This is a genomic window from Solirubrobacter ginsenosidimutans, from assembly GCF_027587205.1.
On sequence record NZ_JAPDOD010000052.1, the window covers coordinates 19,470 to 44,161 of the forward strand.

General features: G+C 70.3%; 24 protein-coding genes. 10 read left to right on the top strand and 14 right to left on the bottom strand.

The window, feature by feature from the left end:
• Nucleotides 1-2,211 carry a M15 family metallopeptidase gene (locus OM076_RS36170; RefSeq protein WP_270045044.1) on the top strand — a complete coding sequence of 737 codons (2,211 nt, stop codon included), beginning with the start codon at nt 1-3 and terminating at the stop codon, nt 2,209-2,211.
• Here OM076_RS36170 and OM076_RS36175 read toward each other — a convergent pair.
• Genes OM076_RS36175 through OM076_RS36185 form a run of 3 tightly spaced genes read right to left on the bottom strand, consistent with a single transcriptional unit; the run spans nt 2,204 to nt 5,052 of the window.
• Nucleotides 2,204-3,571 (bottom strand): VWA domain-containing protein, encoded by a 1,368-nt coding sequence (locus OM076_RS36175; RefSeq protein WP_270045045.1) that lies wholly within the window; start codon nt 3,569-3,571, stop codon nt 2,204-2,206. The genes OM076_RS36170 and OM076_RS36175 overlap by 8 nt on opposite strands.
• 3 nt (nt 3,572-3,574) lie before the next feature.
• Nucleotides 3,575-4,453 (bottom strand): AAA family ATPase, encoded by an 879-nt coding sequence (locus OM076_RS36180; protein WP_270045046.1) that lies wholly within the window; start codon nt 4,451-4,453, stop codon nt 3,575-3,577.
• Entirely contained in the window at nt 4,453-5,052 is a 600-nt protein-coding gene (locus tag OM076_RS36185) for a TetR/AcrR family transcriptional regulator (protein ID WP_270045047.1), read from the bottom strand. Before OM076_RS36185 ends, OM076_RS36180 begins: the two co-directional genes overlap by 1 nt.
• A gap of 102 nt (nt 5,053-5,154) precedes the next feature.
• On the opposite strand from OM076_RS36185, the gene OM076_RS36190 reads away from it, so the two are divergent.
• Nucleotides 5,155-5,712, top strand: coding sequence for a YceI family protein (locus OM076_RS36190; RefSeq protein ID WP_270045048.1), 558 nt, complete (start codon nt 5,155-5,157; stop codon nt 5,710-5,712).
• Between the two features lie 4 nt (nt 5,713-5,716).
• The gene (locus OM076_RS36195) at nt 5,717-6,271 is read left to right on the top strand and encodes an NADPH-dependent FMN reductase (RefSeq protein ID WP_270045049.1); all 555 of its coding nucleotides are present in this window, start codon (nt 5,717-5,719) and stop codon (nt 6,269-6,271) included.
• A gap of 512 nt (nt 6,272-6,783) precedes the next feature.
• Here the strand turns inward: OM076_RS36195 and OM076_RS36200 are convergent.
• From OM076_RS36200 to OM076_RS36220, 5 genes are all read right to left on the bottom strand, one after another.
• Entirely contained in the window at nt 6,784-8,322 is a 1,539-nt protein-coding gene (locus tag OM076_RS36200; RefSeq protein ID WP_270045050.1) for a globin-coupled sensor protein, read from the bottom strand.
• 78 nt (nt 8,323-8,400) lie between these two features.
• The gene (locus OM076_RS36205; RefSeq protein ID WP_270045051.1) at nt 8,401-9,264 is read right to left on the bottom strand and encodes a hypothetical protein; all 864 of its coding nucleotides are present in this window, start codon (nt 9,262-9,264) and stop codon (nt 8,401-8,403) included.
• Nucleotides 9,261-9,605 (bottom strand): hypothetical protein, encoded by a 345-nt coding sequence (locus OM076_RS36210; RefSeq protein WP_270045052.1) that lies wholly within the window; start codon nt 9,603-9,605, stop codon nt 9,261-9,263. Before OM076_RS36210 ends, OM076_RS36205 begins: the two co-directional genes overlap by 4 nt.
• Entirely contained in the window at nt 9,598-10,767 is a 1,170-nt protein-coding gene (locus OM076_RS36215) for an ArsA family ATPase (protein ID WP_270045053.1), read from the bottom strand. The genes OM076_RS36210 and OM076_RS36215 overlap by 8 nt, the downstream gene beginning before the upstream one ends.
• 12 nt (nt 10,768-10,779) lie before the next feature.
• Nucleotides 10,780-12,093, bottom strand: a complete 1,314-nt coding sequence (locus tag OM076_RS36220; RefSeq protein ID WP_270045054.1) for a D-glucuronyl C5-epimerase family protein — start codon at nt 12,091-12,093, stop codon at nt 10,780-10,782.
• 69 nt (nt 12,094-12,162) lie between these two features.
• On the opposite strand from OM076_RS36220, the gene OM076_RS36225 reads away from it, so the two are divergent.
• Complete coding sequence (locus tag OM076_RS36225; RefSeq protein WP_270045055.1) at nt 12,163-13,254, top strand: hypothetical protein; 1,092 nt, start codon at nt 12,163-12,165, stop codon at nt 13,252-13,254.
• Nucleotides 13,255-13,303: 49 nt separating this feature from the next.
• Nucleotides 13,304-14,437: a calcium/proton exchanger gene (cax, locus tag OM076_RS36230; protein ID WP_270045056.1), complete on the top strand. Its 1,134-nt coding sequence runs from the start codon at nt 13,304-13,306 to the stop codon at nt 14,435-14,437.
• A 1-nt stretch (nt 14,438) separates the two neighbouring features.
• Here cax and OM076_RS36235 read toward each other — a convergent pair whose 3' ends face one another.
• Together OM076_RS36235 and OM076_RS36240 are read right to left on the bottom strand one after the other, a co-directional pair.
• Nucleotides 14,439-14,747, bottom strand: a complete 309-nt coding sequence (locus OM076_RS36235) for a hypothetical protein (RefSeq protein WP_270045057.1) — start codon at nt 14,745-14,747, stop codon at nt 14,439-14,441.
• A 10-nt stretch (nt 14,748-14,757) separates the two neighbouring features.
• A complete protein-coding gene (locus tag OM076_RS36240; protein ID WP_270045058.1) occupies nt 14,758-15,033 on the bottom strand; it encodes a hypothetical protein in 276 nt (91 codons plus the stop codon).
• An 89-nt stretch (nt 15,034-15,122) separates the two neighbouring features.
• Between OM076_RS36240 and OM076_RS36245 the strand changes: the two genes are divergently transcribed.
• On the top strand, nt 15,123-16,289 hold the full coding sequence (locus OM076_RS36245; RefSeq protein WP_270045059.1) for an acyl-CoA dehydrogenase family protein: 1,167 nt from the start codon (nt 15,123-15,125) through the stop codon (nt 16,287-16,289).
• Here the strand turns inward: OM076_RS36245 and OM076_RS36250 are convergent.
• Entirely contained in the window at nt 16,286-17,053 is a 768-nt protein-coding gene (locus tag OM076_RS36250) for a dienelactone hydrolase family protein (protein WP_270045060.1), read from the bottom strand. The two genes, OM076_RS36245 and OM076_RS36250, sit on opposite strands and share 4 nt — an antisense overlap.
• Nucleotides 17,054-17,076: 23 nt before the next feature.
• Between OM076_RS36250 and OM076_RS36255 the strand changes: the two genes are divergently transcribed.
• The 3 genes from OM076_RS36255 to OM076_RS36265 are packed head-to-tail and all read left to right on the top strand — an operon-like array spanning nt 17,077 to nt 19,879.
• Nucleotides 17,077-17,532, top strand: a complete 456-nt coding sequence (locus OM076_RS36255) for an SRPBCC family protein (protein WP_270045061.1) — start codon at nt 17,077-17,079, stop codon at nt 17,530-17,532.
• An 11-nt stretch (nt 17,533-17,543) separates the two neighbouring features.
• Complete coding sequence (locus OM076_RS36260) at nt 17,544-19,142, top strand: 3-hydroxyacyl-CoA dehydrogenase/enoyl-CoA hydratase family protein (protein ID WP_270045062.1); 1,599 nt, start codon at nt 17,544-17,546, stop codon at nt 19,140-19,142.
• Nucleotides 19,139-19,879, top strand: a complete 741-nt coding sequence (locus OM076_RS36265; RefSeq protein ID WP_270045063.1) for an SIR2 family NAD-dependent protein deacylase — start codon at nt 19,139-19,141, stop codon at nt 19,877-19,879. The genes OM076_RS36260 and OM076_RS36265 overlap by 4 nt, the downstream gene beginning before the upstream one ends.
• Nucleotides 19,880-19,979: 100 nt before the next feature.
• Here OM076_RS36265 and OM076_RS36270 read toward each other — a convergent pair whose 3' ends face one another.
• Nucleotides 19,980-20,750 (bottom strand): hypothetical protein, encoded by a 771-nt coding sequence (locus tag OM076_RS36270; RefSeq protein ID WP_270045064.1) that lies wholly within the window; start codon nt 20,748-20,750, stop codon nt 19,980-19,982.
• A 26-nt stretch (nt 20,751-20,776) separates the two neighbouring features.
• The gene (locus tag OM076_RS36275) at nt 20,777-23,203 is read right to left on the bottom strand and encodes a lytic murein transglycosylase (RefSeq protein WP_270045065.1); all 2,427 of its coding nucleotides are present in this window, start codon (nt 23,201-23,203) and stop codon (nt 20,777-20,779) included.
• 266 nt (nt 23,204-23,469) lie between these two features.
• Here OM076_RS36275 and OM076_RS36280 point away from each other — a divergent pair, with 266 nt between their 5' ends.
• Nucleotides 23,470-24,003, top strand: coding sequence for a hypothetical protein (locus OM076_RS36280; RefSeq protein ID WP_270045066.1), 534 nt, complete (start codon nt 23,470-23,472; stop codon nt 24,001-24,003).
• Here OM076_RS36280 and OM076_RS36285 read toward each other — a convergent pair.
• Nucleotides 24,000-24,683, bottom strand: coding sequence for a phosphorylase family protein (locus tag OM076_RS36285; RefSeq protein WP_270045067.1), 684 nt, complete (start codon nt 24,681-24,683; stop codon nt 24,000-24,002). The two genes, OM076_RS36280 and OM076_RS36285, sit on opposite strands and share 4 nt — an antisense overlap.
• Nucleotides 24,684-24,692: the final 9 nt, after the last annotated feature.

Below are 24,692 nucleotides of genomic sequence, written 5' to 3' on the forward strand. Positions count from 1 at the left end.
GTGACCCGGCCGGTCGAGCGTGAGCGCGAACCGGAGGCGAAGGCCCCCGTGGTCGCGGGTGCCCCGCTCGAGGGCGCCCGGCAGGCCTCGACACTGCTCGCCCTGCAGCGCTCGGCGGGCAACCAGGCGGTCACCCGCGCGCTCCTGCAGCGCGCGCCCAAGGACCCGCCGGACGGGGTGACGCTGCCCGCCGATCCGCTCCCCGCGGGCGCCAACGTCGCCGATCCCGACGCGGCCAGGATCGCGCCTGACCCGAGCTTGGGCGGCGGGTGGAAGGACAAGAAGGACAAGGCGGAGTCCGGCCACGTCGGCGGCGTCGACCGGATCCTGCTCGAGAACATGCCCGGCAACCAGCAGCAACAGCCGGAGTCCAGCGGCGCGCCGACGCACGGCGGGGACGTCTCCGACACGGCGGGAACCGGGCCCGGCCCCGACCACGGGCGGGCGATCGCGATCGTGCCGAGCTCGCTCAAGGGCGGGGCCGGCGGCGAGGTCACCGTGGTCGTGCACTTTCACGGCATCGGCAAGGCGCTGCGGGGCAAGGGCGACAACCCGCGCGACGTCGACCACTACCAGATCGAGCAGCAGCTGGACGCCTTCGCGGCGGCCCGGCCGGGGGCGCGGATCATCGCGCTGCTGCCGATCGGCATCCAGACCGAGGGCAAGAACGCCAAGGACCAGACCGTCTACGGGGTCAGCTTCGGCAACTTCGACACCAACAAGTTCATCACCGCCGCCTTCGGCCAGCTGGGCGGGGCGCTGCCGTCGGGCTCGACGCCCGGCGACGTGATCATGAGCGCCCACAGCGGCGGCGGGCTGCCGCTCGGGCAGATGCTCGCCTCGGGCAAGGGCGTGCCGGACCGGCTGAAGGGCGTCTTCCTCTTCGAGGCGCTGCACGGCGACACGGACTCCTACGCCACGTTCATCACCGGCCGCATGGAGACCGACCTGAAGGCGCTGGAGGCGGAGCGCAAGAAGCCCGGCGTCTCCGACGACGACATCTTCAAGGCCCAGGCGGCGTACCTGCAGGGGAGCCTGCACGTCGTCGCGCTCGGCGGGTACGGTGGGTACAAGGACCGCACGCTCGCGGTGCGCACCAAGATCCTCGAGTGGTGGCAGAGCCACGCCAAGCGCATCGCCGCCGCGGCCAACGGGCACTCGGCGCTGCTGGACACGCTGTGGGCGCACTACCAGGCGCAGTACTTCCCGGGTTCGACGCACGAGAACGCGCTCGCGACCTCTGCCAACAACCTCGGGCGGGCGCTGGCGTCGATGGAGAAGACGGGCGCGCTCGCGCCGGCGGCGCCGCCGCCCGTCAAGGCGACGGTCGCGCCCAAGCGGCGGCGCGTCGCTCGGGCGCCCTGGGATCTGTCGTCGGACCCGGTCACGGTGGTCAAGGCGGACGAGAAGAAGAAGCGCTCCGAGGTCAACGTCGCGCCGTCGGAGTACGTACCCGCGATCATCACCGACGCCGGCGTGGCCGCCGACTGGCTCTCGAACTTCAAGTCGACGACGTTCCTCGGCAAGTCCGTGGGCGAGCCGATCCACGCCGACCTGGTCGCGCACCTCAAGACCGTCGAGACGGCCTTCGCGAAGAAGTACGGCGACGGCGACCCGGCGGTGGCGGGGCAGGCGCTCGGGATGCACGAGAACGTGATCGGCTCACGCCACGCACCGACCAGCGCCGCGCTCTCGATGCACCTCTTCGGCCTGGCGATCGACGTCAACTACACCACCAACCCCTTCATCTCGGCCACGGCCAACCCGGTCTTCGATCGCGCCAACAAGAAGCTCGGGCGCAGCGTGAAGACGTTCCGCTACGGGATGACCTACGACGAGATCGCCGAGCTCGACAAGCTGCTCGAGGACTACTTCGCGCTGCTCAAGGACGAGACGCTGGACGCGGCGGCCAAGAAGACGATCCAGGACGACCTCACCCTCGTGACCAACAAGTGGGAGCGCAAGCAGCCGGCGCAGAAGGCGGCGATCGAGGCGGGCGGGCTGCTCGACCTCGACAAGCGCCTGGTCGAGGAGATCGGCCTGGACTGGGGCGCGTCCTACGGCGACGTCATGCACTTCGACATGCGCAACAAGGGCAACGGCGCGAAGATCTACGCCGCGATCAAGCGCTACGAGGCAAAGAAGGAGCAGGAGGGCGCGGACGCCTACGCCAAGGAGCACCCGCCGAAGCCGGCGGACGCGCCTAAGTGACCGTCGGGCGGGTGAGCGCCTTCACGAAGTCCTCGAGCTGGCGCGTGGTCCAGCACTCGTAGGCCTCGCAGAACGGCGTGTACGCGCTGATCACGCTGTCGCCGTAGTTCCAGTAGAGCTTGGGCTCCGGATTCAGCCAGAACGTGCGGCCGGCCTTCTCGGAGATCCGCGAGAAGATGTCGGCGCGGGGGTCGCGGCCGTTGGTGCGCGCGTCCCCGAGGACGATCACCGTCGCGCGCGGGTGCAGGTCATCCTCGACGCTTTGGAGGAACTCGCGCCAGACGCGGCCGTAGTCGGTGTAGCCGGAGACGTCGGCGACGCCGGCGTCCTTGGAGATCGCGTCGTTGACCGCCTTGAAGGAGCGTTCGCGCTCGAAGACGTCGGTGACCTCGGAGATGCGCTCGACGAAGACGAAGGAGCGCATGCGGCGGAAGCTGTCGTGCAGGGCGTGGAGCACGGAGAGAAAGAAGACGCTCGCGCTGGTGACACTCGTGGAGACGTCGCAGAGGACGTAGAGCTCGGGGCGACGCGGGCGCTTGGGCTTGTACTTGAGGACGACGGGGACGCCGCCGGTCTCCAGCGACGCGCGCATCGTCCGTCGCACGTCGACGTGGGCGTGGCGGGCATGGCCGCGGTTCTGCTGGCCCTGGGTGGCGAGCCTGCGCTTGAGCTGGGTGACGACGCGGTGGACGGCGGCGAGGTCCTGGGCGGGGCCGGACGGCAGCGCGCGGTCGAGCTCGTTCAGCGGTCTTGACGGCGGTAGCGCCTGGGTGCGCTCGATCTGCGCGCGCTCGAGCTCCCGCCGCAGGTGCGCCTCGAAGCGGCGGATCTGGTCCCGGGTGAGTGGCATCTCCTGCGCCGCGCCCTCGCCCTTCACCAGGCCACTCGGCTCGGACTTCAGGCCGAGCGCGCGGCGGATGCGCTGGACGTCGACGCCGAGGACGCCCGAGCCTTCCCCGCGGCGGCCGAAGGCGGCGATCGCCAGCCGGGCGAGATCTCTGAGCGCGGCCTCGTCACCATTGCGGATCGCTTCGAGGATCTGCTCGCGCAGCGCGTCGAAGTCGATCCGGTCGCCGGTCTCGGCGCCGCGTTGCTGCGCGTCGCCCTCCGTGATGCCGGTCTCGAGCGCGGCGCCCTCGGTGGCGCGGAAGAAGTAGCGCTCGAAGACGAGGTCGAAGACGCGGCGGTCGTCGGGCGACTTGGCCATCGTCGCCGCCAGTGCCTCCTTGAACGGCCCGGGGCGCGTCCACTCCACCTCGCCGAGCGCGGCGAAGGCGTCGTTGAGCTCGGACGTCCCGATCGCCACCCCCTCGGTGCGGAGGGCGTCCGCGAACCCGATCAGGTGGCCGGGGAAGCTCACTCGTTATGCGGCCAGTCGGACGCCGACGCGCTCGGCGACGGTGTCGAGGTCCGTGCGGTGCTTGACGATGATCGACAGCGTGTCGCGGAAGGTCTTCTGGTCGATGTCCTGCGCGCCGAGCAGCAGCAACGCTCGCGCCCAGTCGATCGACTCCGCGATCGAGGGCGGCTTCTTGAGGTCCAGCTCGCGCACCATGGCGACGACCTCGACCAGGCGCTGCGCCACGTTCGCGGGCAGGCCGGGGGCGTGCAGGTGCACGATCTCCAGCTCCCGCTCGGGCGTCGGGTAGTCGAGCCACAAGTACAGGCAGCGACGCTTCAGCGCCTCGGTCAGCTCGCGCGAGTTGTTGGACGTGAGCAGCACGACCGGGTGGGTGCGCGCCTCGATCCGCCCAAGCTCGGGGATCGAGATCTGGAAGTCGCTCAGCAGCTCGAGCAGCATCGCCTCGAACTCCTGGTCGGTCTTGTCGATCTCGTCGATCAGCAGGACGACGGGGTCGGGGCTTGAGATCGCCTGCAGGAGCGGGCGGGTGAGGAGGAACTCCTCGCCGAAGATGTCGTCCTGGACCGCCTGCCAGCCGGTGCCCTCGGCCTCGGCCTGGATGCGCAGGAGCTGCTTGCGGTAGTTCCACTCGTACAGCGCCTTGGCCTCGTCGAGGCCTTCGTAGCACTGCAGGCGCACGAGCTCGCGCTGCAGATAGCTCGCCATCGCCTTGGCCAGCTCGGTCTTGCCGACGCCGGCGGGACCCTCGACGAGCACGGGCTTGCCGAGGCGGGCGGCGAGGTAGGCGACCAGCGCGGTCGACTCGCCCGGGAGGTAGCCGACGCTCTGCAGGCCGTCCGCGACCTCGTCGACGGACGCGGGAACGACGGGCTCACTCATCAGATTGAGGATAGGAGACGCCTGCAGAGGTCCGCGTGCGCGTCGACGAGCTGCGGGCACGAGAGCTCGCGCTGCGAGCGCAGGTAGCCGTAGCTGGTCGACGCCAGCGGGCCGAGGACGACGTCGGCGAGGTAGTCCGCGCGATCGCCGAGTCCGCCTTCGCGCAGCAGGAGCGCGATGTGGGTGCGGTAGAAGGCGTACGGCGCGCTGGCCAGGAAGTCGTCGTGCGAGCCCTCGGCGGAGCGCAGCAGCGGCGCGTGGCGCTCCAGGAACGCGACGTAGGCCTCGCCGAACGCGATCAGGCGCTCGAGTGGGGGTGCGCCCGGGCCCAGCGGCGGCTCGCCGCGCAGCATCTCATTCTGCAGCTCTGACTCGAACTGGGAGATCACCGCGCGCGCGAGGGAAGCGCGATCGCCGAAGCGGCGAAAGAGCGTGCCCTTGCCGACCCCGGCCTTGGCCGCGATCGAGTCCATCGACACCGTCGACGGGTCGCAGGAGGCGAACAGCTCCTCGGCCGCGGCGAGGACCTTCTCCCGGTTCGCAGCGGCGTCGGCGCGCTCTGGGCGCTCTTCACCGAGGAGTGGGAGGGGCGTTGTCATGAGACGTATTGTAGCTAAGTGGACTGCGGTCCGATTAGGTGCTACAGTACCTGCATCAAGCGGACCACGGTCCGGATACACCACCCCGAGGGACACCTTCAGATGACCGCCATCAGCGCCACCACCCCGATTCCCGCCAACAGCACCTGGACCGTCGACCCGGTTCACTCGACCGTCGGCTTCGCCGTCAAGCACATGGTCGTCTCGACCTTCCGCGGCCAGTTCGACGACTACTCGGCCACGCTGACCGCGAACGAGGACGGCACGCTGACCCTCGAGGGCCGCGTCGCCGCCGACTCGATCGCCGTCAAGGACGAGAACCTGGCCACCCACCTCAAGGCGCCGGACTTCTTCGACACCGAGCGTCACCCGTACGTGACCTTCAGCTCGACACTCGTGCGCGCCGACAACGGCTCGCTGACCGTCGACGGTGAGCTGACGATCAAGGGCAACTCGCGCCCGATCGAGGCCCGCGGCGTCATCACCGAGCCGCACGAGACCTTCGGCGGCGTCGAGAAGGTCGGTCTCGAGCTCGAGGCCGTCGTCGACCGCACGCAGTACGGCCTGGACTGGAACGCCCCGCTGCCCAAGGGCGGCTTCGCCCTCGCCAACGAGGTCAAGCTCCAGATCAACCTCGAGCTGGCTCAGCCGGAGGCGTAATTCGATGAAGGTACTCGGCCTCTCCGGCAGCCTGCGCGCCGGCTCCCACAACTCCAAGCTCCTCCGGGCAGCGGGCGATCTCTTGCCCGGAGAGGCCGAGCTCGTCGAATTCGACGGGCTCAAGCTGATCCCGCCGTTCGACGAGGACGACGAGCACGCCCGCCCGGACTCGGTCCAGGCGCTCTTCGACGCCATCGCCGACGCGGACGCGGTCCTCGTCTCGACCCCTGAGTACAACCACTCGATCCCGGGCCAGCTCAAGAACGCCCTCGACTGGCTCTCCCGCCCGCTCGCCGAATCCCCCCTGCGCAACAAGCCGGCGGCCGTCGTCGGCGCCTCCACCGGCCTCTTCGGCGCGGTCTGGGCCCAGGCCGAGGCCCGCAAGGTCCTCTCGGCCATCGGCGCCCGCGTCATCGACCGCGAACTCCCGATCGGCATGGCGGACGACGCCTTCCACCCGCACGGCCCGCTGGTCGACGAAGACCTCTCTCTCGCCCTGGCCGGCATCCTCGCCGAGCTGCACGCGGAGACGCGCTCGTCGCTCCCTGCCGCGGCGTAGACGAAAGTCAACGACGCCGGGTGGGGGAGGGGGGAGTGGCGCACCGTCCGGGTCTGGCTCGCCGCGGTCCGCCTTGCGGCTCGGCTCTCATGCCTCGGGTTGTCGCGCCGGGACACCGACAGTTACGGGCCACGGAGACGGAAAGTGTGTCCCGCGCGCGCCTTGTCCCGGTCGCCATGGTCGACCGTGCGCGTTTGGCGTGCGATGCGCGGGTTTCGATCAGGTTCGCACTGTTCGATGTGGCGCGTCGGTGGGGGTGCGGCACCAGAGCGTCCTGACAGGAAGCTCTCGTTACACACCCCCCGTCGCACCCCCTTGCCGCGGGGGGTGGTCGGCGCGCGTGAGAACGCGCTTTCTGTCTCCGTGGCCCGTAACTGTCGGTGTCCCGGCGGGGCGTCCCAGCGTGGGCAGGCGGACAAGGCGCGGCGCACGGGAGTCAGACCCGGAGGGTGCATCACTTCCCCCTCCCCCACCCGGCGCAGTTGACGTTCGCCAACCGCGCGCGGCGAAGGTCAGCGGGCGAGGTCGAGCTGCTCGGTGAGGCGGGAGAGCTTCTCCGAGTGATCGGAGAGCTGGGCGACCGAGGCGACGATCTCCTGGGTGGAGGCGTTGGTCTGCTGGGTCGTGGCCGACATCTGCTGGGCGGAGGCGGCGGTCTCTTCGGCGTAGGTGGCGATGTCCGCCGTGAGCTGGCCGATGCCGCCGAGCTCGACGGTGATGAGGCCGACGGCCCCGTCGATCTCTTCGAGCGTGGCCTTGGCGCGGCTGAAGCCTTCGGTTCCGACCTGGGTCTGGTCGGCCGCGTTGCGGACGAGCTGGACGGCCTGGTCGGTCTCGCTCTGGATGCCCGCGATCAGCTCGCCGGCGTCGGCGGCGGAGCGACCGGCGCGCTCGGCCAGCTGGCGGACCTCGTCGGCGACGACCGCGAAGCCCTTGCCGCGCTCACCGGCGCGGGCGGCCTCGATCGCGGCGTTCAAAGCGAGCAGGTTGGTCTGGCGGGCGATGTCGTGGATGGCCTCGACGATGCCGCCGACCTGCTGCGAGCGGCCGGCGAGCGCGGTGATCGCCGTGGCGGCGTCCTCGATGCGCTCGCGGGCGTCGTTCAAAGCGGCGGTGGCGCCCATCGCGGCGTCGATGCCGGTGCGGCTGTGCTGGGTCGCGGTCGCGGCGGCGCTGGAGGCCTGCTCGACGGCGCTGCGGCCCTGGACGGCGACGTCGGCCTGGCGTGCGGACGCCTCGGCGACGCGCGACGCGCTCTCGGCCATCTCGTTGATCGCCTGGCCGGTCTCGGAGAGGCGCACGTTCATCGTCGTGCACATGTCCTGCACCTCGAACGTCGAGGCGCCGAACGTCTGCAGCGTGTCGTGCATCTGGTTGCGCACGTTGCCGAAGAGATCGGAGATGTCGCGGCCGGCACCGGCCTCGCCCATCATCTTCAGGTTCACGCCCATCGACGCGAACGTGTCGTAGTAGAAGGCCTCGACGATGGCCTGGGAGTCGTAGTTGAAGATCCGGCTCAGCGCGCGCTCGGCGGAGGCTAGGACCTGGTAGTCGACGCCGGCGCCCTTGCGCCCGAACGTCTTCTTCCCCAGCCGTGCCGGCTCCGGCACGTCGACGGCCATCGCGTCGTGGACGAGGTCGATGAACACGGGGTACGTGCCGAGGAACCACTTCAGCGGCAGGTTGATCTTGCTGTGCAGCGCGCCGACGCCGAGGAGCCCCTCGAAGTACTTCACGCCGAAGCCGCCCGGCCGCCCGGCCTCCTTGAAGATGTCCTTGAAATGGCCGGCCTGAGCGGAGCCCCAGCCCTTCTTGAGGGCGTCGATGGGCATGTTCTTGGAGCTCGCGTACTCGCGCAGGAACCCGCCGGAGGCGCCGGCATTGAAGGTGTGCTCGGCAAGGGCCTTGCCGATGGCGTCGGCATTGCGATCGGCCCACGCCTGCATGCCGCTCAACAGCTCGAACTCGGCGGGCGTCATGCGCATGTAGGACCGGCGCAGTTCGAGCCCGCGCTCGTCGATCTGGTAGATGGAGGCGGCTGAGAGGTTCACGCTCCGGTCATCGGCCGAACCAGGGACGACCTGTAGGGCCAATCCGCTGGACGTTCGTACGAAGAGTGGCGACGTGCCTCAGGAGGCGGGCGAATCGTCGTCCCACAGCGGCGGATGCTCCGCGGGACGGCGCTGGCGGCGGGTTCGCGCCTCGGGCGGATCATCGGGCAACCGCGTGGTCTTGGCGCGCGAGGGGTCGTCGAAGAGCCGCGAGGCGCGCTCGTCCGAAGGGTCGGGCAGGCGCGAGGTGCGATCGTCCGACGGATCGGGCAGGCGCGAGGTGCGATCGTCCGACGGATCGGGCAGACGGGTCGTCCGTTCCTCCGAGCGATCGGGGAGCCGCGTCGTCGGATCCTGCGGCTCTCCCTCCCACGACGGGCGGTCGCGCAGCATCTCGGTGACCGCGGTCGCGTCACGGGGCCGGCGCTCCGGCCGGCGATCGCGCTCGCCGCGCGGCGGGGGAGCGACCCACCCGTCGTCGTCGGCGACCGGGTTGGGCGGCTCGGGCGCGTGCACCGCGCGCACGCGCGCGCCCGCGACGATCAGCCCACCCGCGCAGATCAGCGCCACGAACAGGCCCCACTGGATGCCGAGGTCGACGCCGACGCCGTGCACCGCGGGCCGGTCGAACATCCGCCAGACGAGCAGCAGCACCGCCCACCCGCCCGCGATCGTGATCGCGACCCCGTCCCCGCCCGGCAGGTGGAACGCCTTCTGCTGCGAGCGCGCCCAGACCAGGAACAGGACGGCGAACGAGACCAGCAGGATCGCGGCCTCGACGAACGTGAAGACGCCGAGCGCCGAGACGTTGCCCTGAACGATCTTGCCCCCCTGCGGCACCGACTTCTGATACCAGGGCAGCACCATCGACACCGCGAGGGCGATCGCCGCCAGCCCGGCCAGCTGCATCTCCTTGGAGACGCTGGCGAGTCGCGAGCTCATCGGATCGGGATGTCCTCCACTTCGCGTTCGCCGGAGGACGGGCGATCGAGCCGCTCGATCGTGTAGTCGAGCACGGCGCGCAGCGCGACCAGCAGCTCGCGCAGCGCGTCGGAGAGCTGGCGGGCGAGCTCGGGCGGCAGGTGACCGCGCAGCCCGTCGACCATCGCGATCAGCGCGCTCAGGTCCGGAAACGCGTGGCTCGAAGGCGGCGGCGGACCGTTGCCCCACCCGTTGGGCGGGAGCTCGCTCGTCGCCTCGCGCACCGCCTCCTCGGCGCGCGCCTGCGCCTCGCGCACGAGCTTCTCGGCCGCCTCGTAGGTCTCGCGATCGGGCTCAGACATCCTCGAACCCCACGACCAGCGAGCCTTCCTCGAGCACCGCGGAGATCGGCTTGAAGCCGGCCAAAGCGCCCGGGAGGACGATCGTGCGCTTGTGCCCGTCCACGCGCACGACGAGCTCGAGCCCGATCTTCTTCAGCGAGATGTCCCCGCGCTGGGCGAACGGCAGGTCCAGCCGCAGCGACGCGCCGCCGTCGGTGACGGTGAGCTCCTGGGTGAGCCGGTCGTGCAGGACGGCGGCCGGGTCGGTGTCGGCGAAGATCGCGGCGCCCAGCTCGTCCAGCCGCTCCTCCCCGATCACCTCCGACGCGAAGTAGGGCGCCTTCAGGACAGGTACGGCGAACGCGGAGGCGACCAGATCCAGCTGCTCCTGCTGGACGGCGTGCCAGGCGCCGAAGTACCCCTCGGAGAGCTCGTCCGGGAAGACGCGGTTCACGACCACCGCGTCGGTCAGATACCCGTAGAGGTTGAGGTACGTGTACGTGCGCATCGCCTCGGCCACGACCATGCGATCCGGCGTCATCACCAGCCGCATCGATACGCGCGAGGCGTCGCGCAGCAGGTCGTGCATCGCGACCAGGTTGCCGACCAGGCGCTGGATCTCCGCGACGACCTTCTCGTCGGGCAGCTGGATGTCGAGGAACATGCGCGCGAACGGCCGTGCGGCGGAGAGCATCGTCTGCTCCTTACCCAGCACCTTGTCCAGCCACCAACGGGCGGCGTCGGGGAAGGAGAGGAGCCGCAGCGTCTCGCCGGTGGGCGCGCAGTCGACGACGATCGCGTCCCACTCGCCCGATTCGACGTGCGCCTTGAGGACGAGCAGCGAGAACAGCTCGTCGCCGCCGGGCGGAACGGTCAGCTCCTCGGCGGCGATCCGGTCCACGCCGCGCTCCATCAGCAGCCCGCCGAGCCACTCCGAGACCGCGCTCCAGTGGTGCTCGAGCTGATCCTGGGCGAGGACCTGCTGGGCGTGCAGGTGCTCGGCGACCTGCGTGGGCTCGCCGCCGATCTCGGTCTGGAGCGCATCGGCGAGCGAATGCGCCGGATCGGTGGAGAGGACGAGCGTGCGGGCGCCGCCGGCCGCGATCCGCCGCGCGGTGGCCGCGGCGACCGACGTCTTGCCGACGCCGCCCTTGCCCGTGTAAAGAATGGTCCGCGGCCGCACGAACCACCCAGTCTACGTTCGCCGCTTGACCGTCACCTCACCGGTGGCGGAAGCCGTGTTCCCGGCGAGATCCGTCGCCGTCACCGTCATCGAGTAGGCGCCCGTCTTCTTCGGCGCCGTCCAGGTCAAGGTCTTCGTCCCGCGCCCCAGAACGCCGGGCGCCATCGTCGCGACGACCGTCGTCCCGCGCATGACCTTGACCGTGATCCGCGAGATCTTCGAGAGCTTGAAGCGCAGCGTGCCGGTCTTTCGTGCCGTCAGGGTCCGCGGCAGCACCGACAGGACCGGCGCGACGGTCAGATACTGGGTGAAGTGCTGTGCGGCGCTGCAGTACTGGATCGTCGCCGTGCGCTTGCACAGCTGGGTCAGGAAGTCGCGCAGGAGCTTGTGATAGCCGAGGTCGGACTCGGTCTGGCTGGATCCACGGGAATACAGCGACCAGGCGCCGGTGTCGAACGTCGGCACCTCCTTGCGCGCCGCGACGTCACCCGCGTCGAACAGGGCGCGCGCCGTCGGGTCGCCCGTGAGCGCGGCGAAGTCATAGAGCCCGACCAGCGACTGGACGAAGCCGTTGATGATGAAGAGGTTCGGCAGCCCGGAGTACTGCAGGTAGTGCGCGCCGTCGTCGGCGGGCACGCGCACACCCGCCGGGGGAGCGGTCTCGAAGATCCCGAGCCCCCGCAACGCGATCGGGAAGACGTCCGCCTGGCGCTGCAGGCGGGTCGCGGAGCGCGCCATCGCCTGCAGCCCGGTGCCCTGCGCGAGCGAGGAAACCCACGGCGGGTTCTGGCCGTCGAAGGGGAAGAGGTACTCCCACGCGAGCCCGCCCGCGCGCTCTGTCGCGAGCGGGAGCGCCTCGTCCAGCAGCGCGCCGGCGCGCGTGTCGTAGCGCTTTCCGCCGGTCCAGTAGCCGTTGAGCTTGCCGAACGTCGCGAGCCACTGGATCTGCAGCCCGTGCCCGGGGTAGAGCTGGAAGACGAGCTCGGAGCCGGGGAAGCTGAGCCGCGCGCCGCCCGCGAGCAGCGGCTGCGACGCCCAGTACTCGCGGTTGCGCTGGAGCGTGAGAAAGAGCGCGGGGAGCCGGCTCGGCGTGGCGAAGGATCCGCGCGCGGCCATGCCGTCGAGGTCCTTGACGACCCCGCCGAGCTCGAGCTTGCGGGTGCCCGTGAGCTTGGCCGCGGTGGCCTTGGCGTCGTCGTAGATCGCCCGGTCGGCGGCGGCCGCCTCCGGGGTCAGCTTGCCCTCGGCGGCCAGCCGTTTGAGCTCCCCTGCGACCGTCGGAGGCTTGGCCGCTTGAGCGGTCGCCGCCGCGGAAACACTGCACAAAATCGATACAAAGGCGCAACAAAGACTGCGTCGTAGGCGCATTTCTCAATGCTAGGCTCGGCCGTGCCGATGACCCGCAGTCTCCGTTGCATCGTGCCGTTGGTCGCCGTTCTCATGCTCGCTTCGTGCGGCGGTGAGAGCAGCGAGCAACCCGACCCGGCGCAGCGCGCGAGCGCTTCGACGGACGTCAACTCGCTGCTGAAGACGACGTTCGCCAACGTCTCCAAGATGCACTCGGCGACGGTCGACCTGAAGGTGCAGATCACCCCGCGCGGCGCGAAGGCGTCCGACGGTCCGGTCAGCGCGCATCTCTCCGGCCCGTTCGCGAGCCAGGGCGCCAACAAGCTGCCGAAGTTCGCCTTCACGGCGGAGCTGCAGTCGGGCGGGCAGAGCTTCAACGCCGGCGCGTCCTACGACGGGTCGAAGGCCTACGTCTCGCTGATGGGCACGCCCTACGTGGTCTCCGACCTCGTCACGAAGCAGTTCGTGGCGGGCTACGAGCAGTCGCTCAAGACGCGCCAGAAGGCGCAAGGCGGCCTGGTGCTCGGCAGCCTCGGCATCGACTTCACGAAGTGGCTGCCGGACGCCAAGAACGAGGGCGAGACCCAGGTCGGGGACGCCAAGACGATCAAGCTCTCCGGCAACGCCGACGTCAAGCAGGTCATCGCCGACCTGGAGAAGATCACCGAGAAGGCGTCCGCGCTCAACGTCCCCGGCACCGGCGGGCGGATCCCGCAGAAGCTCACGCCGGAGCAGAAGGCCGCGGCCGAGGCCGCGATCAAGGGGCTGACGGTGACGGTCTACACCGGCGCCGACGACACGATCCTGCGCCGGCTGACGGTCGATGCCGACCTCCAGGACGCCGCCGCGAAGATCGACGCGGGCGTCCTGCTCGATCTCACGTTCACCAAGGTGGGTCAGGAGCAGACGATCACCGCTCCCTCTAACCCGAAGCCCTTCACGGAGTTGCTGAAGGCGGTCGACGCGTCCGGTCTCGCCAACCTCGGCCTCGGCGGTGCCGCCCCGGGCGGCGGCACCGACTCCACCGTTCCGAACAGCTCGACGACGCCCAACAACGTCGACAAGTACGCGACCTGCATCGAGCAGGCCAACGGCGACAAGGCGAAAGCCCGTAAGTGCGCCGACTTGTTGACCGGGTAACAGACTCACCCCGCGCTCACGTGCCTCGGCCTCGTATGCTGCCGCAGCGGTGAGCGAGGCCACGAGCCCTACCAACCTGCGGCAGTTCCTGTTCAGCGGACAGGGGTGGCCGTACCTCCTCGTCCCGTTCATCGCGGTCGCGATCGTCCTCGACCAGATCGGGGCGAACTCGACCATCATCTTCTTCTCCTCCGCGCTCGGCGTCGTGCCGACCGCCGCGCTGATGGGAAGGGCGACCGAGGAGCTCGCGCACCGCGCCGGCCCGGGGATCGGCGGCCTGCTCAACGTGACGTTCGGCAACGCGCCGGAGCTGATCATCGCCCTCTTCGCCCTCAACAAGGGCCTGCAGGAGGTCGTCAAAGCCTCGATCATCGGTTCGATCCTCGGCAACCTGCTGCTCGTCATGGGCGCCGCGTTCCTGATCGGCGGGTGGGGGCGCGAGCGCAACAAGTTCGTCGCCGAGGCCGCCTCCGCGCAGGCCACGATGCTGCTGCTGGCCGTGGTCGCGCTGATCCTGCCCGCGATGTTCCTGCTCGCGCGCGGGGGCGAGCTGCCGCAGCTGGGCGACGAGGCGACGAACTTCCCCTCCAGCGTCGAGCACATGTCGTTCGCGGTGGCGATCGTCCTGCTGTGCTCCTACTTCGCGGGCCTGTGGTTCTCGCTCAAGACCCACCGCGACGTCTTCAACCCGGACACCGAGCACGAGGACGTCGCCGCGCAGGCGTGGAGCCTCAGGAAGAGCATCGGCCTGCTCGCGATGGCGGGCGTGGCCGTCGGCGTCATGTCGGAGATCCTCGTCGGCTCGATCGAGGAGGCGTCGGAGGGCATTGGCCTCTCGCCGTTCTTCGTCTCGCTGATCATCGTCGCGATCGTCGGCAACGCCGCTGAGCACTGGGTCGCCGTCTACTTCGCCGCCCGCAACAAGATGGACATCGCGATCGCCATCGCGATCGGCTCGAGCGCCCAGATCGCGCTCTTCGTGATGCCCGTGCTGGTGCTGCTGAGCTTCGTGATCGGCCCGTTCCCGCTCTCGCTGGAGTTCAGCGGGCTGGAGCTGGGGGCAATCCTGCTCGCGGTGCTGATCGCGTCACACGTCTCCCAGGACGGCGAATCGACCTGGTTCGAGGGCGTCCAGCTCCTCGCGGTCTACGTCGTCCTGGGCGTCGTGTTCTACTTCGTCTGACCTAGAACTCGTCCGGGTCGGGCTCGAGCTCGTCCTCTTCGTCGGCCTCGTCCTCGTCGGGGTCCTCAGGCGTGGAGGACCGGGCGCGGCGGGTCTCGAAGGCCTCGACGACCTCGTCGCGCTTGTGCTCGTCGATCGCGGGATCGTCGCCGAGCAGGATCCACTCGGCGCCTTCCTCCTCATCCTCGATCAGCTCGAGGTCGACGTGGGCGGAGTCGTCGACCACGAGGACGATCTCGGTCTCTGGGTTGAAATAGGTGCCCGGACGGGTGAGGAGCTCGTCAACGTCGAAGCGGCGCAGGGCAGGCATGGCCGGGAGGCTACCCGTCCTGACCGGATAGGCGCCTTTCGACCTCGCTCTCGACGTCCAAAGGGGGGATCCCGCGGGCCACGCGGCGGGCGTTGCGAGCCTCGACGAAGGCTCGGACCTCGTCCCGGATCGAACCCTCGTCCGCGCGCTCCGCTTCGTGGTCGAACGTGATCGTCGAGCGACCGATGTGGTCGTAAGCGCCGCGGCTGAAGAGCACGGTGGCGACGCCGACGAGCCCGCCGACGACGACGACGGCCACGATCACGATCGGTAGCGCATCCTGCACTTCAGTTCATTGTGGACTTCGCGTCAATAGCGGGTACCATAGGACGTGTTGACTGACCAGTCAATCGTGAGCTGGCAAGGAGTTTTGAGATGGTCGATTTCACACTGACCGACGAGCAGATCGCCCTCCGAGAGATGGCGCACGATTTCGCCGCCAAGGAGATCCGGCCCGTCGCCTGGGAGTTCGACAAGGAGGGCACCTGGCCGCAGGCGATCCTCGAGAAGGCCTGGGAGCTCGGCCTGATGAACGCCCACGTCGAGGAGCGCTACGGCGGCCCGGGCGTCAGTTATCTCGAGGGCGCGATCATCGAGGAGGAGCTCTGCTGGGGCTGCTCCGGCATCGGCACCTCGATCGGCGCCAACGGTCTCGCCACGGCTCCGTTGGCCCTCGGCGGCTCAGAGGCGCTGAAGGAGAAGTACTTCGGGATGCTGACGGAGTCCCCGATCTTCGCCTCGTTCTGCCTGACCGAGCCCGATGCCGGCTCCGACGTATCCGGCATGCGCACCACGGCCGTCCGCAAGGGCGACAAGTGGGTCATCAACGGCTCGAAGTGCTTCATCACCAACGGCGGCTACGCGTCCTTCTTCACGGTCTACGCCAAGACCGACAAGGACAAGGGCCACCGCGGGATCTCCTGCTTCATCGTGCCCAAGGACGACACGGTCACGGTGGACAAGAAGGAGGACAAGATGGGCCAGCGGGCGTCCAACACCGCGACCATCACGTTCAACGACACCGAGATCCCCCTCGACCACCTGGTCGGCGAGGAGAACAAGGGCTTCAAGCTCGCGATGATGACCCTCGACCGCACCCGCCCGGGCGTGGCGGCGATGGCCACCGGCATCTCGCGCGCGGCGTTCGAGTTCGCGACCCAGTACTCCAAGGAGCGCGTCCAGTTCGGCGTGCCGATCGCGATGCATCAGGGCATCCAGTTCCTGATCGCCGACATGGCGACCAAGGTGCACCTCTCGCGCCTGGCCGCCTGGCATTCCGCGGTGCTGCTCGACCAGGGCAAGCGCAACACGCTCGAGTCCTCGCACGCCAAGCGCTTCGCCGCCGACTCCGCGATGGAGGTCACCACCGACGCGGTCCAGGTCTACGGCGGCTACGGCTTCATCAAGGACTACCCGGTCGAGAAGCTGATGCGCGACGCGAAGATCATGCAGCTCTACGAAGGCACGTCCCAGATCCAGCGCCTCGTGATCGCGCGCGAGACGCTGCTTCCGCGCCGCATCGAGGAGCCCGCCGCGGCCTAAGCGGGAACCTCCAGCGCCGTGATGAATCCCAGGATGCGTTCCCAGGCGTCCTGGGATTCGTCTTTGTAGGACTCCTGGCGGCGATCGAAGAAGGAGTGCGGCGCGCCCTCGTAGACGTGGATCTCGTGCTCGACCGGCAGGGCGGCGTCGAACGCGGCGATCTGGTCGGGCGTGATGTTCTCGTCGGCGCCGCCGAAGAGGCCGAGCACCGGGACCTTGGCCTCGGGCGCGCGGTCGATCGACCAGCGCGTCCCGTCGGGCTGCAGGCCTCCGGGCCGCGACACGAGCGAGCCATAGAAGCCGACGACGCCCGCCAGGCCCGCGTGGCCCATCGTCGCCGACATGAACGACTGCGCGCCGCCGAAGCAGAAGCCGACCGTGATGGCCCGCTCGGTGCCGAGCGCCTGCAACGCGGCGGCGACGTCCAGCGCGATGTTCTCCGGCGTCGTCTGCTTGACGTGCGGCATCCATTCGAAGTCCTCGTCACGTGGGTCGAGCCCGGCGGTGCGGCCGAAGTAGTCGATCGCGATCGCCGGGTGCCCGGCGGCGGCGAAGCGCTCCGCCAGTTGCTCGTAGAAGCGGAACAGGCCACGCACGTCGGGCAGCACGACGACCCCGGTCGGGCCGTCGGCCTGCGCCAGATAGGCGCTGAACTCGGTCCCGTCGGCGGAGGTGAGGGTGAGCCGCTCGCCCGCCGCGCCGCCGGCGATCACCTGGAAGCGCTCGGGGAGCTCGGGGACGATCGCGTCAAAGGGGAAGCACATGAGTCGCAACGTACCCTTGCCGCGTGAGAAGCATCACCGCGACCGTGATCGTCGAAGGCCCCGGCATCGAGGCCGAGCAGCTCTGGCACGACCGTTCGCGCTGGGCGTCGTGGATCGACGGGTTCGGCGGACTCTCCAAGCTCGAAGGGGAGTGGCCGCTGGCGGGCGCGCGGCGGGTGTGGACGATGCGGGTGGGCTCGCCCACGGCCTCGCGCGGACTGATCGCGGAGCGCGTGAGCTCCTACGCCGCCGGCGACGGCCAGGTACTGACGTTCGAGGACGAGCGGGTGACCGGGGTCCAGCGCGTCCGCTTCGAGACCGACGGCGTCCGGACGCGGATCTCCGTGACCATGGAGCTCGCGACCAAGACCTCGCTCGCGCCGGCACGCAAATGGTGGCTGCGACGCCAGCTGCGCGGCGCGCTGAACCGCTCCCTCGCCCGCTTCTCCTACGAGCTCGCCGCGGAGCGCGACCGCTAGTCTCGCGACCCATGTTCGTGTTCAAAGCGGCGGTCGTCGGCACGGGCGACGCGGCGGACGAGATCGCCGCGGCGATCGAGGCCGCCGGCGTCGGAGTCGTGCGCTCCGCCGGCGATGCCTTCGACGGCCTCGGCGACGTCGACCTCGTGATCGAGGCGATGCCCGAGCGGATGTCGATCAAGCACCGGGTCTTCGCGGAGCTCGACGCCGCCACGCCCGGTCACGCGATCCTCGCGACCACCACGGCGGAGCTCTCGCTCACCGAGATCGGCGAGATCACGCTGCGCCCGCACCAGGTGGTCGGGCTGCACTTCGCGGGCCCGCGCGTGGTCGAGGTCGTGGAGGGCGACGACACCTCGCCGGAGACCGCGCAGGCGGCGGCGACCTTCGTCCAGCGGCTGCGCCGCACGGCGGTGCGGTGCGCCGAGTGTCCCGGGTTCGTGGTCAATCGCGTCCTCGGCTCGGTCGCTGCCGAGCGCGGGTCCTCGACCGAGCTGTCGGGCGCGCTGCGCGACGCGTACGGCGACCGCTTCCAGCCCGCGCGCGACGTCAGCGAGGACACGGCCGACGAGCGCGCCGAGTTGAAGACGTTCGTCGAGGCGTGCCTGATCCTCGAGGAGGGCGTGGCGGGGGTGCGGGACATCGACCTCGCCGTCGGCAAGCCCTTCGCGAAGGCGGATGCGCTCGGGCTCGACAAGGTGCTGCGCGCGCTCGAGGCGGCCGAGGACCGCTGGGGCGAGCACTTCGAGCCGCCGCTGATCCTGCGCCGGCTCGTCGCCCAGGGGCGGCTCGGCGCGACTGCCGGCCAGGGGTTCTATCCGCACCCGCTGCCGGAGACGGGGTATGAGGACGCCGTCGTCAAGCTCGACGTCCGCGGTGAGGTCGGCGTGGTGTGGATCGCCAATCCGCCGGCCAACTCGCTCTCCCCGGCGACGATCGACGGGCTCGCGCGGGCGTGGCAGGACGTCATCGCGCGCGGGTTGCGGGCGATGGTGCTGGCGTCGGCGAACCCGATGCTCTTCTGCGCGGGCGCGGACATCAAGGCGTTCACGACGTGGGACGAGGCGAGCGGGCGCGCCCACCTCGAGCGCATCCACGCGCTGGGGCGCGAGTGGGAGCAGTCGCGGGTCACGACGATCGCCGCGGTCAACGGGCTCGCGTTCGGCGGCGGGTGCGAGGTCGCGATGGCGTGCGACGTCCGGCTCGCCGCGCGCTCGGCGACCTTCGGCCAGCCCGAGATCAACCTCGGCATCATCCCGGGCTTCGGCGGGACGCAGCGGCTTTCGCGGCTGGTCGGCCCGGCCAAGGCGCTGGAGATGAACACCGTCGGCGACCCGATCTCCTCGTACGAGGCGTTCGAGTACGGGCTCGCCAACCGCGTGCTCGAGGACCACGAGCTCTTCGACGCCGCGCTCGCGTGGGGCCGCAAGCTGGCGGGTCAGGCGCCGATCGCGGTCGAGCAGATCAAGCGCGTCTCGCATGCGCCCGACCTCGACGAGGGCCTGGCCGCCGAGCGCGACGCGTTCCTGCGGGCGTTCGGGAGCGCGGACGGGCGCGAGGGAATCGCGGCCTTCATCGAGAAGCGGGCGCCGAAGTTCACCGGGCAGTGAGCGCGCAGGAGCTCGCCGCGCTGATCCGCTCGTCCGGGCCGGTCGTCGTCTTGACCGGCGCGGGTGTGTCCGTGCCGTCCGGGATCCCCGATTTCCGCACGCCGATGACCGGCCTGTGGGCGAACGTCGACCCGATGGAGGTCGCCCACATCTCCGTGTGGCGGCGCGACCCGGAGCGGTTCTGGTCCTTCTATGGGCAGCGGTTCGCCGTGCTGGACGGAAAGGTTCCCAACGGCGCGCACCGGGCGATCGCCGAGCTGGAGCGCCGCGGCTTGGTCTCTGGCGTGATCACGCAGAACATCGACGGTCTGCACGCGCTCGCGGGCTCCCTCGACCCGATCGAGGTCCACGGCTCGATCCGCACCGCCTCGTGCCTCACGTGCGGGGCGTCGTACTCGCTGGCCGAGACTCGGGCGCGCGGGGCCGTGCCGCGGTGCGACTGCGGCGCGGTGCTCAAGCCCGACGTCGTGCTGTTCGGCGAGATGCTGCCCGAACGGGCGATGCTGCAGGCGTCGGCGCTGGCGCAGTCGGCGGGGATGATGCTCGCGGTCGGCTCGTCCTTGGAGGTCTGGCCGGTGGCGGGGCTGCCCGAGGAGACGCTCAACGCGGGCGGGAAGCTGGCGATCGTGACCAAGGGCGACACTCCGTATGACGCGTACGCCGACGTGAAGCTGGACGGCGACGTGGTCGACGAGCTCGAGGCCGTCCTCGCTGCCCTCGACGCCGCCGCCGCGTAGGCGGCGCGGCGCGTGTGGCCGTGGCGCGTTGCCGCTCGTGTGCGGCGCGAGGGTCGAGTTTGTCGTGTACAGCGCGACAAACTCGACGCTCGTTGCGCGGCTACTCCGCCGCGTGGAGCGCGCGGGCGCGGATCGCGGCCTCCAGGCGGGCGAGCGCGGCGGTGACGACCTCGACGCCCGCCGGCTGGAGGCGGCCTTCGCGGGCGGCGGCGGCCGCCGCGCGGACCGGGTCGAGGTAGCCGCGGAGCTCCTCGAGGCGCTCGGCGAGGTCGCCGTGGGTGACCCAGCCCGCCAACTCCGCGACCGCCGTCGACAGCGCAGCCTCGAGCTGGAGTGCAGCCTCAGGGTGGCGGCCGCATTCGAGATCGGCGCGGGAGCGCAACGTCAGCTCCTCGCAGGCCAGCGACACGTCGCGCGCCGACAGCAGCGCCGCGAGCCGCTCGCCCGGGCGGTGCTTGGAGCGGCGGCGGACCCGCTGCGGTTCAAGCAGCGGGAGCTCGTGCGCCTCCGTCCATTCGCCGATCGCCAGCTCCGCGCCCGTTCCGGTGCCCGCGCGCATCAGTGAGGCGCGGCCCGGGTCGGGGGCGCCGGGCTCGGCGGAGGCCACGCGATGGGCGGAGAGGAAGCGCGCGAGGCACGCACCAGCGCGACGCTGCCAGTCCTCGTCGTCGGGATCGCCCGCCGCGGAGGCGTCGATCACCGTCACCCGCCGCACGGGGATCGCGTCCTCGGCGGCCGCACGCCGACGGCGCCGGCGCGGCGCCTCGGCCTCGGTCACGACGACCACCTCGCGCACCTGGTCACCCGCGAAGCGCCGTGCGACGTAGCGCCCGGGCGGAGGCCCGAGCGGGCCGGCGAACTCCCACTGCACGAAGCGGAAGCTGCGCGGATCGTCCGTCAGCGGTCCTTCTTGGCCTTGATGGCCGAGTCCGACGGCTCGACGGACACCTTCGGGTTGTCGATCTTGCCGAGGCGCTCGATCAGGCGGGCCCACTGGGTGGGCTTCAGGACCGCGTTGAGCTGCTTGGAGAGCTTGGTGTTGTCGCCGTACTGCGGGTGGAAGCCGATGTGGATGTGATCGGCGTGATCCGGCAGCGAGAGCGTGTTGTCGGCGTCCGGGAAGGTCATCAGCGAGATGATCTGGTGCGGCTTCATCGTGCCCTGCAGCGTGAGCAGGCGCTGGATGACCATCTCGGTGATCGAGCCCTTGCCCTGGTTGCCGAGGATCGGGATGCCGTTGATGGCCGCGATGTCGACCGCGGTCCCGGTCGTGTGCTCGGACACGTTGCCGGACGTCGTCAGGTAGGAGTGGCCGCACTCGAGCGCCGTGACGGTCGGGTTGAAGCCGGACGCGACGAGGAACTCCAGCGTGGCCAGCACGCGCCGGTCGATCAGACCCGCCTGGATGTCCTGACGACCGCACTCGTAGATCTGGATCCGCGGGTCGGCGAGGACGCGCTGCTGCAGCGTCTCCTTGCTCATCAGCAGGATCTGGCCGATCGTCGGCGCGGTGGCGTCGGGGCCGACGAACGGGTTCTTGCCCTTGGCGCGGTAGATCGCCGTGGACTCGAGCAGCTTCCAGCCGTCGAGGATCGGCTTCGGGTCGATCCGCGGCGCGCCCTTGCCGGCGGGGCGGATCTCGAAGCGCACGAACGGCTTCTTCTTCGACGAGGCGGCGCCGATGCGGCCGAGCACGGTGCCCGCCGGGACCTGCGAGCCGACCTTGAGCTTCTTGATGACGATCTGGTCGCGGGCGAGGCCGAGCGCGCGGGCCGGAGTCAGCGCGCCGTCGATCCGGCCGGTGCGCAGGAACTCCTGCTGGGCGCCGCCGGCGGCCATCGCGTTCGAGCGCGTCGGGTGCGCGAACAGGCGCTCCTTGACGGCGGGCTCGGCGGCCGTGGTCGTCGCGGTCGCGTCGGCGGCGGCCGTGGTCTCCGTCTCCGGCTTGCCGGCGGCGTCGGCGGTCTGCTTGGACGACGCGCGCGAGGCGGGCCGGTCCGTGTTCGAGGCCGCCACCTTCGGCTTGGCGTCCGGCTTGGGGAGCGCCAGCAGGCGCTTGATCTCCGCCGGGTCGGCCTTCTGGGGCTTCGGCGCTGCGTACTGCGCGGAGATCTTGGCCAGCTTCCCGTACGTGTACGTGTTGCCGTAAGCGTCCTGCACCTGGATGTAGTTGCCGAGGCGCTTGGAGTGACCGATGCTCGTCACCTGGACGTCGCCGATGGCGATCACCGGGGACCCGGCGTTGGCGTAGATCGAGATCCCGTTGTGCGAAGCCGAACCCTGAAGTGCAACTGCACGGTTGGAGCCGGTGACCTTGAGGCTGCGCTTGGTGACCTCGTCCTTGTAGCTCGCGGTGGCCGCGACCGGGAAGCGGCCTTCGGTAAGACCGGTGAGCGAGCCGACCAGGTTTGCCGGCATGCCGCCGATGATCTGGGCCCGCATCAGGACCGAGTCCACATACCAGTCCGCGTGGTTGTAGGCGTAGACGGCGCCGCGGATGTCCTTGTCGGCGCCGGCGGCCTTCAGGTAGCGCGCGGCGGCGAAGATCGCGTCGACCGGGTTGTACGGGTCCATCAGGCCGTCGTTGTTGCCGTCGACGCCGTACGTCTTCCAGGTCGCGGGCATGAACTGCATCCAGCCCTGCGCGCCCGCGGAAGAGACGTTGAGGTTGCGGCCGTAGTCGGTCTCGATCTCGTTGATCGCGGCCAGCAGCTCCCAGCGGACGCCGTACTGGGTGCCCGCCGCCTGGTAGATCGGCAGCAGGAACGGCGGGATCCGGAAGCGGTCGATGAAGAAGTTCGGGACGCCGGGCTTGGCCGCGCCGGGCGTGGCGAGCGTGACCGACGGATCGTTCTGCGCGGCGCCGGTGCCGGCAGCGGCGTTGTCGTGCGCGGGCGCGTCGTCGGTCGGCGCGGGCGTCGCGGCTTCCTCGACCTTGCCGGTCAGCGACTCGGTGTTGGCCTTGGTCTCGTCGGTCGCCTGGTTCGTCGTGTCCTTGGGCTTCTCGACCGGGGCCTTGGGCTTGGCCTTGTCCTTCGTCTTGGTCTTGCCGGAGCCGCCCTTCTGGTTCTGCGGCGTCGGTGTCGCGGTCGGCGTCGGGGTGTCCGTCGGCGTGGCGGTGACCGTGGGCGCCTGCGTCGCCGTCGGCGTGGGCGTGGTCTCCGTCGAGCCGAGGTCGACGATCGAGGAGACGGGCGCGGGCAGCCCGGGGATCTGCAGCTGGTCCACCGGCGTGCCGGGCGGCACCTCGACCGTGATCGTGAGCTGCTGGCCGGTGACCAGGGTCACGCGCACGTAGTGCATGTCGGCGTGGGCAGCGGTCACGAAAACGCCCGCGTAGAACGCGGAAGCGGCGAGCGCAACGGCAATTGGACGGCGTGACGAATTCATGAAACGGACGGCGGCAAACCTAGCGACGAATTCCAGGGTGCTCGTACTGACAACGCAGAATCATCACGAGTCTGTCGCTGTTTTGTCTCAATTGACTGCAAATCGGCTCACTCTCGACCTGTGGTCGAGGTAGAGGCCCTTGTTCCCTCGGTGCCTACGGTACCGTCCGGCATATAGGCGTTCGATAAGGAGTTGGGAAATTGGCCGACGAAGATGGCGGGGGGCTGCGGGACCGGCTTTCACGCCAGAGCGAGGAAGCGCTGGGCAAGCTCGCGTCCGAGTTGCTGGAGAACCCGCTGGTCAACAGCGCGATCACGAGAGCGTTCTCCGCGCGCGAGAAGGCCGTCTCCGCACAGGAGGCCGCGATGGGCGCGCTGAACCTGCCGTCGGCGGCGGACATCGATCGCCTCACGCGCCGGCTGCGCACCGTCGGCACCCGGCTCGAAGGGATCGAGGAGTCGCTCGACCGCCTGCAGGACGGCGTCGACAAGCTCTCGGTCAAGCTCGAGGCCGCCGGTCGTTCCTCCGAGCCGGGCATCAGTGAGCGCGTCGCCGCGATCGAGGGGCAGCTGTCCAAGCTGGTCAACGAGGTCGGCCACGTCTCCGACGCGATCGAGGCGGGCCCGGTGCCGGTGCACCGCGAGCAGGAGCGCCTCGCGGTCGACGAGGCCCCGCCCAAGCCCGCCGCGGCCAAGAAGAAGGCCGCGGCGAAGAAGAAGCCGGCGGCGGGCTAAGCCGCCGGGAGGGCCGCGAACGCGACGCGGCCCATTTCCTCCTCGGCGGCGAGGAGCGCCTCGTCGCCGATCCGCTCGTGCGTGGACACGATGTCGCTGACCACGCACACGCACGCGGCGGCGAGTCCGTGACGCGCGGCCACCGCGAACAGCGTGGCCGCCTCCATCTCGATCGCGACCGCGCCGTCCGCCCGCCAGCCGTCCGCGCGACGCGGGTCGGGGTCGTAGAAGAGGTCGGCGGAGACGATCACGCCCGCCGGCGCCTGCAAGGCGGCTTGCAGTTTCGGGTCGGGCGCGAGCGGGCGCGTCGCGCCGAGCGCGCGGCTCGCGCCGTCCCCCGGCAGCGCCGCCTCGGCGGACAGCAGCTGACCGAGCTGTAAGTCCGCGCTGAGTGCTCCGCAGGTCCCGACCCGCAGCAACCGCCGCGCGCCGAGCATGATCAGCTCTTCGGCCACGATCGCCGCGCTGGGGCCGCCCATGCCGGTGGCCTGAACGGTGAGGGGATGGCCATCGGCGGCGATCCCGCTGTACCCCCAGAGGCCGCGATGGTGGTTGAGCATCTTGGGGACGCCGGTGATCAACTGCTGGGCGAGCCGCAGCGCGCGACCGGGGTCCCCGGGGAGCAGAACGCGCTCGGCGACGGGCTCGTGGGGGCGGAGATGGAGGGTCTCTGTCGACATGCGGCGTGG

What these genes read in the sequence shown, in the direction of transcription:
- OM076_RS36180 (WP_270045046.1), bottom strand. Translation starts at nt 4,453, where the DNA reads ATGAGTGAGCCCGTCGTTCCCGCGTCCGTCGACGAGGTCGCGGACGGC.
- OM076_RS36185 (WP_270045047.1), bottom strand. Translation starts at nt 5,052, where the DNA reads ATGACAACGCCCCTCCCACTCCTCGGTGAAGAGCGCCCAGAGCGCGCC.
- OM076_RS36190 (WP_270045048.1), top strand. Translation starts at nt 5,155, where the DNA reads ATGACCGCCATCAGCGCCACCACCCCGATTCCCGCCAACAGCACCTGG.
- OM076_RS36195 (WP_270045049.1), top strand. Translation starts at nt 5,717, where the DNA reads ATGAAGGTACTCGGCCTCTCCGGCAGCCTGCGCGCCGGCTCCCACAAC.
- OM076_RS36205 (WP_270045051.1), bottom strand. Translation starts at nt 9,264, where the DNA reads ATGAGCTCGCGACTCGCCAGCGTCTCCAAGGAGATGCAGCTGGCCGGG.
- OM076_RS36210 (WP_270045052.1), bottom strand. Translation starts at nt 9,605, where the DNA reads ATGTCTGAGCCCGATCGCGAGACCTACGAGGCGGCCGAGAAGCTCGTG.
- OM076_RS36225 (WP_270045055.1), top strand. Translation starts at nt 12,163, where the DNA reads ATGACCCGCAGTCTCCGTTGCATCGTGCCGTTGGTCGCCGTTCTCATG.
- OM076_RS36235 (WP_270045057.1), bottom strand. Translation starts at nt 14,747, where the DNA reads ATGCCTGCCCTGCGCCGCTTCGACGTTGACGAGCTCCTCACCCGTCCG.
- OM076_RS36245 (WP_270045059.1), top strand. Translation starts at nt 15,123, where the DNA reads ATGGTCGATTTCACACTGACCGACGAGCAGATCGCCCTCCGAGAGATG.
- OM076_RS36250 (WP_270045060.1), bottom strand. Translation starts at nt 17,053, where the DNA reads ATGTGCTTCCCCTTTGACGCGATCGTCCCCGAGCTCCCCGAGCGCTTC.
- OM076_RS36260 (WP_270045062.1), top strand. Translation starts at nt 17,544, where the DNA reads ATGTTCGTGTTCAAAGCGGCGGTCGTCGGCACGGGCGACGCGGCGGAC.
- OM076_RS36285 (WP_270045067.1), bottom strand. Translation starts at nt 24,683, where the DNA reads ATGTCGACAGAGACCCTCCATCTCCGCCCCCACGAGCCCGTCGCCGAG.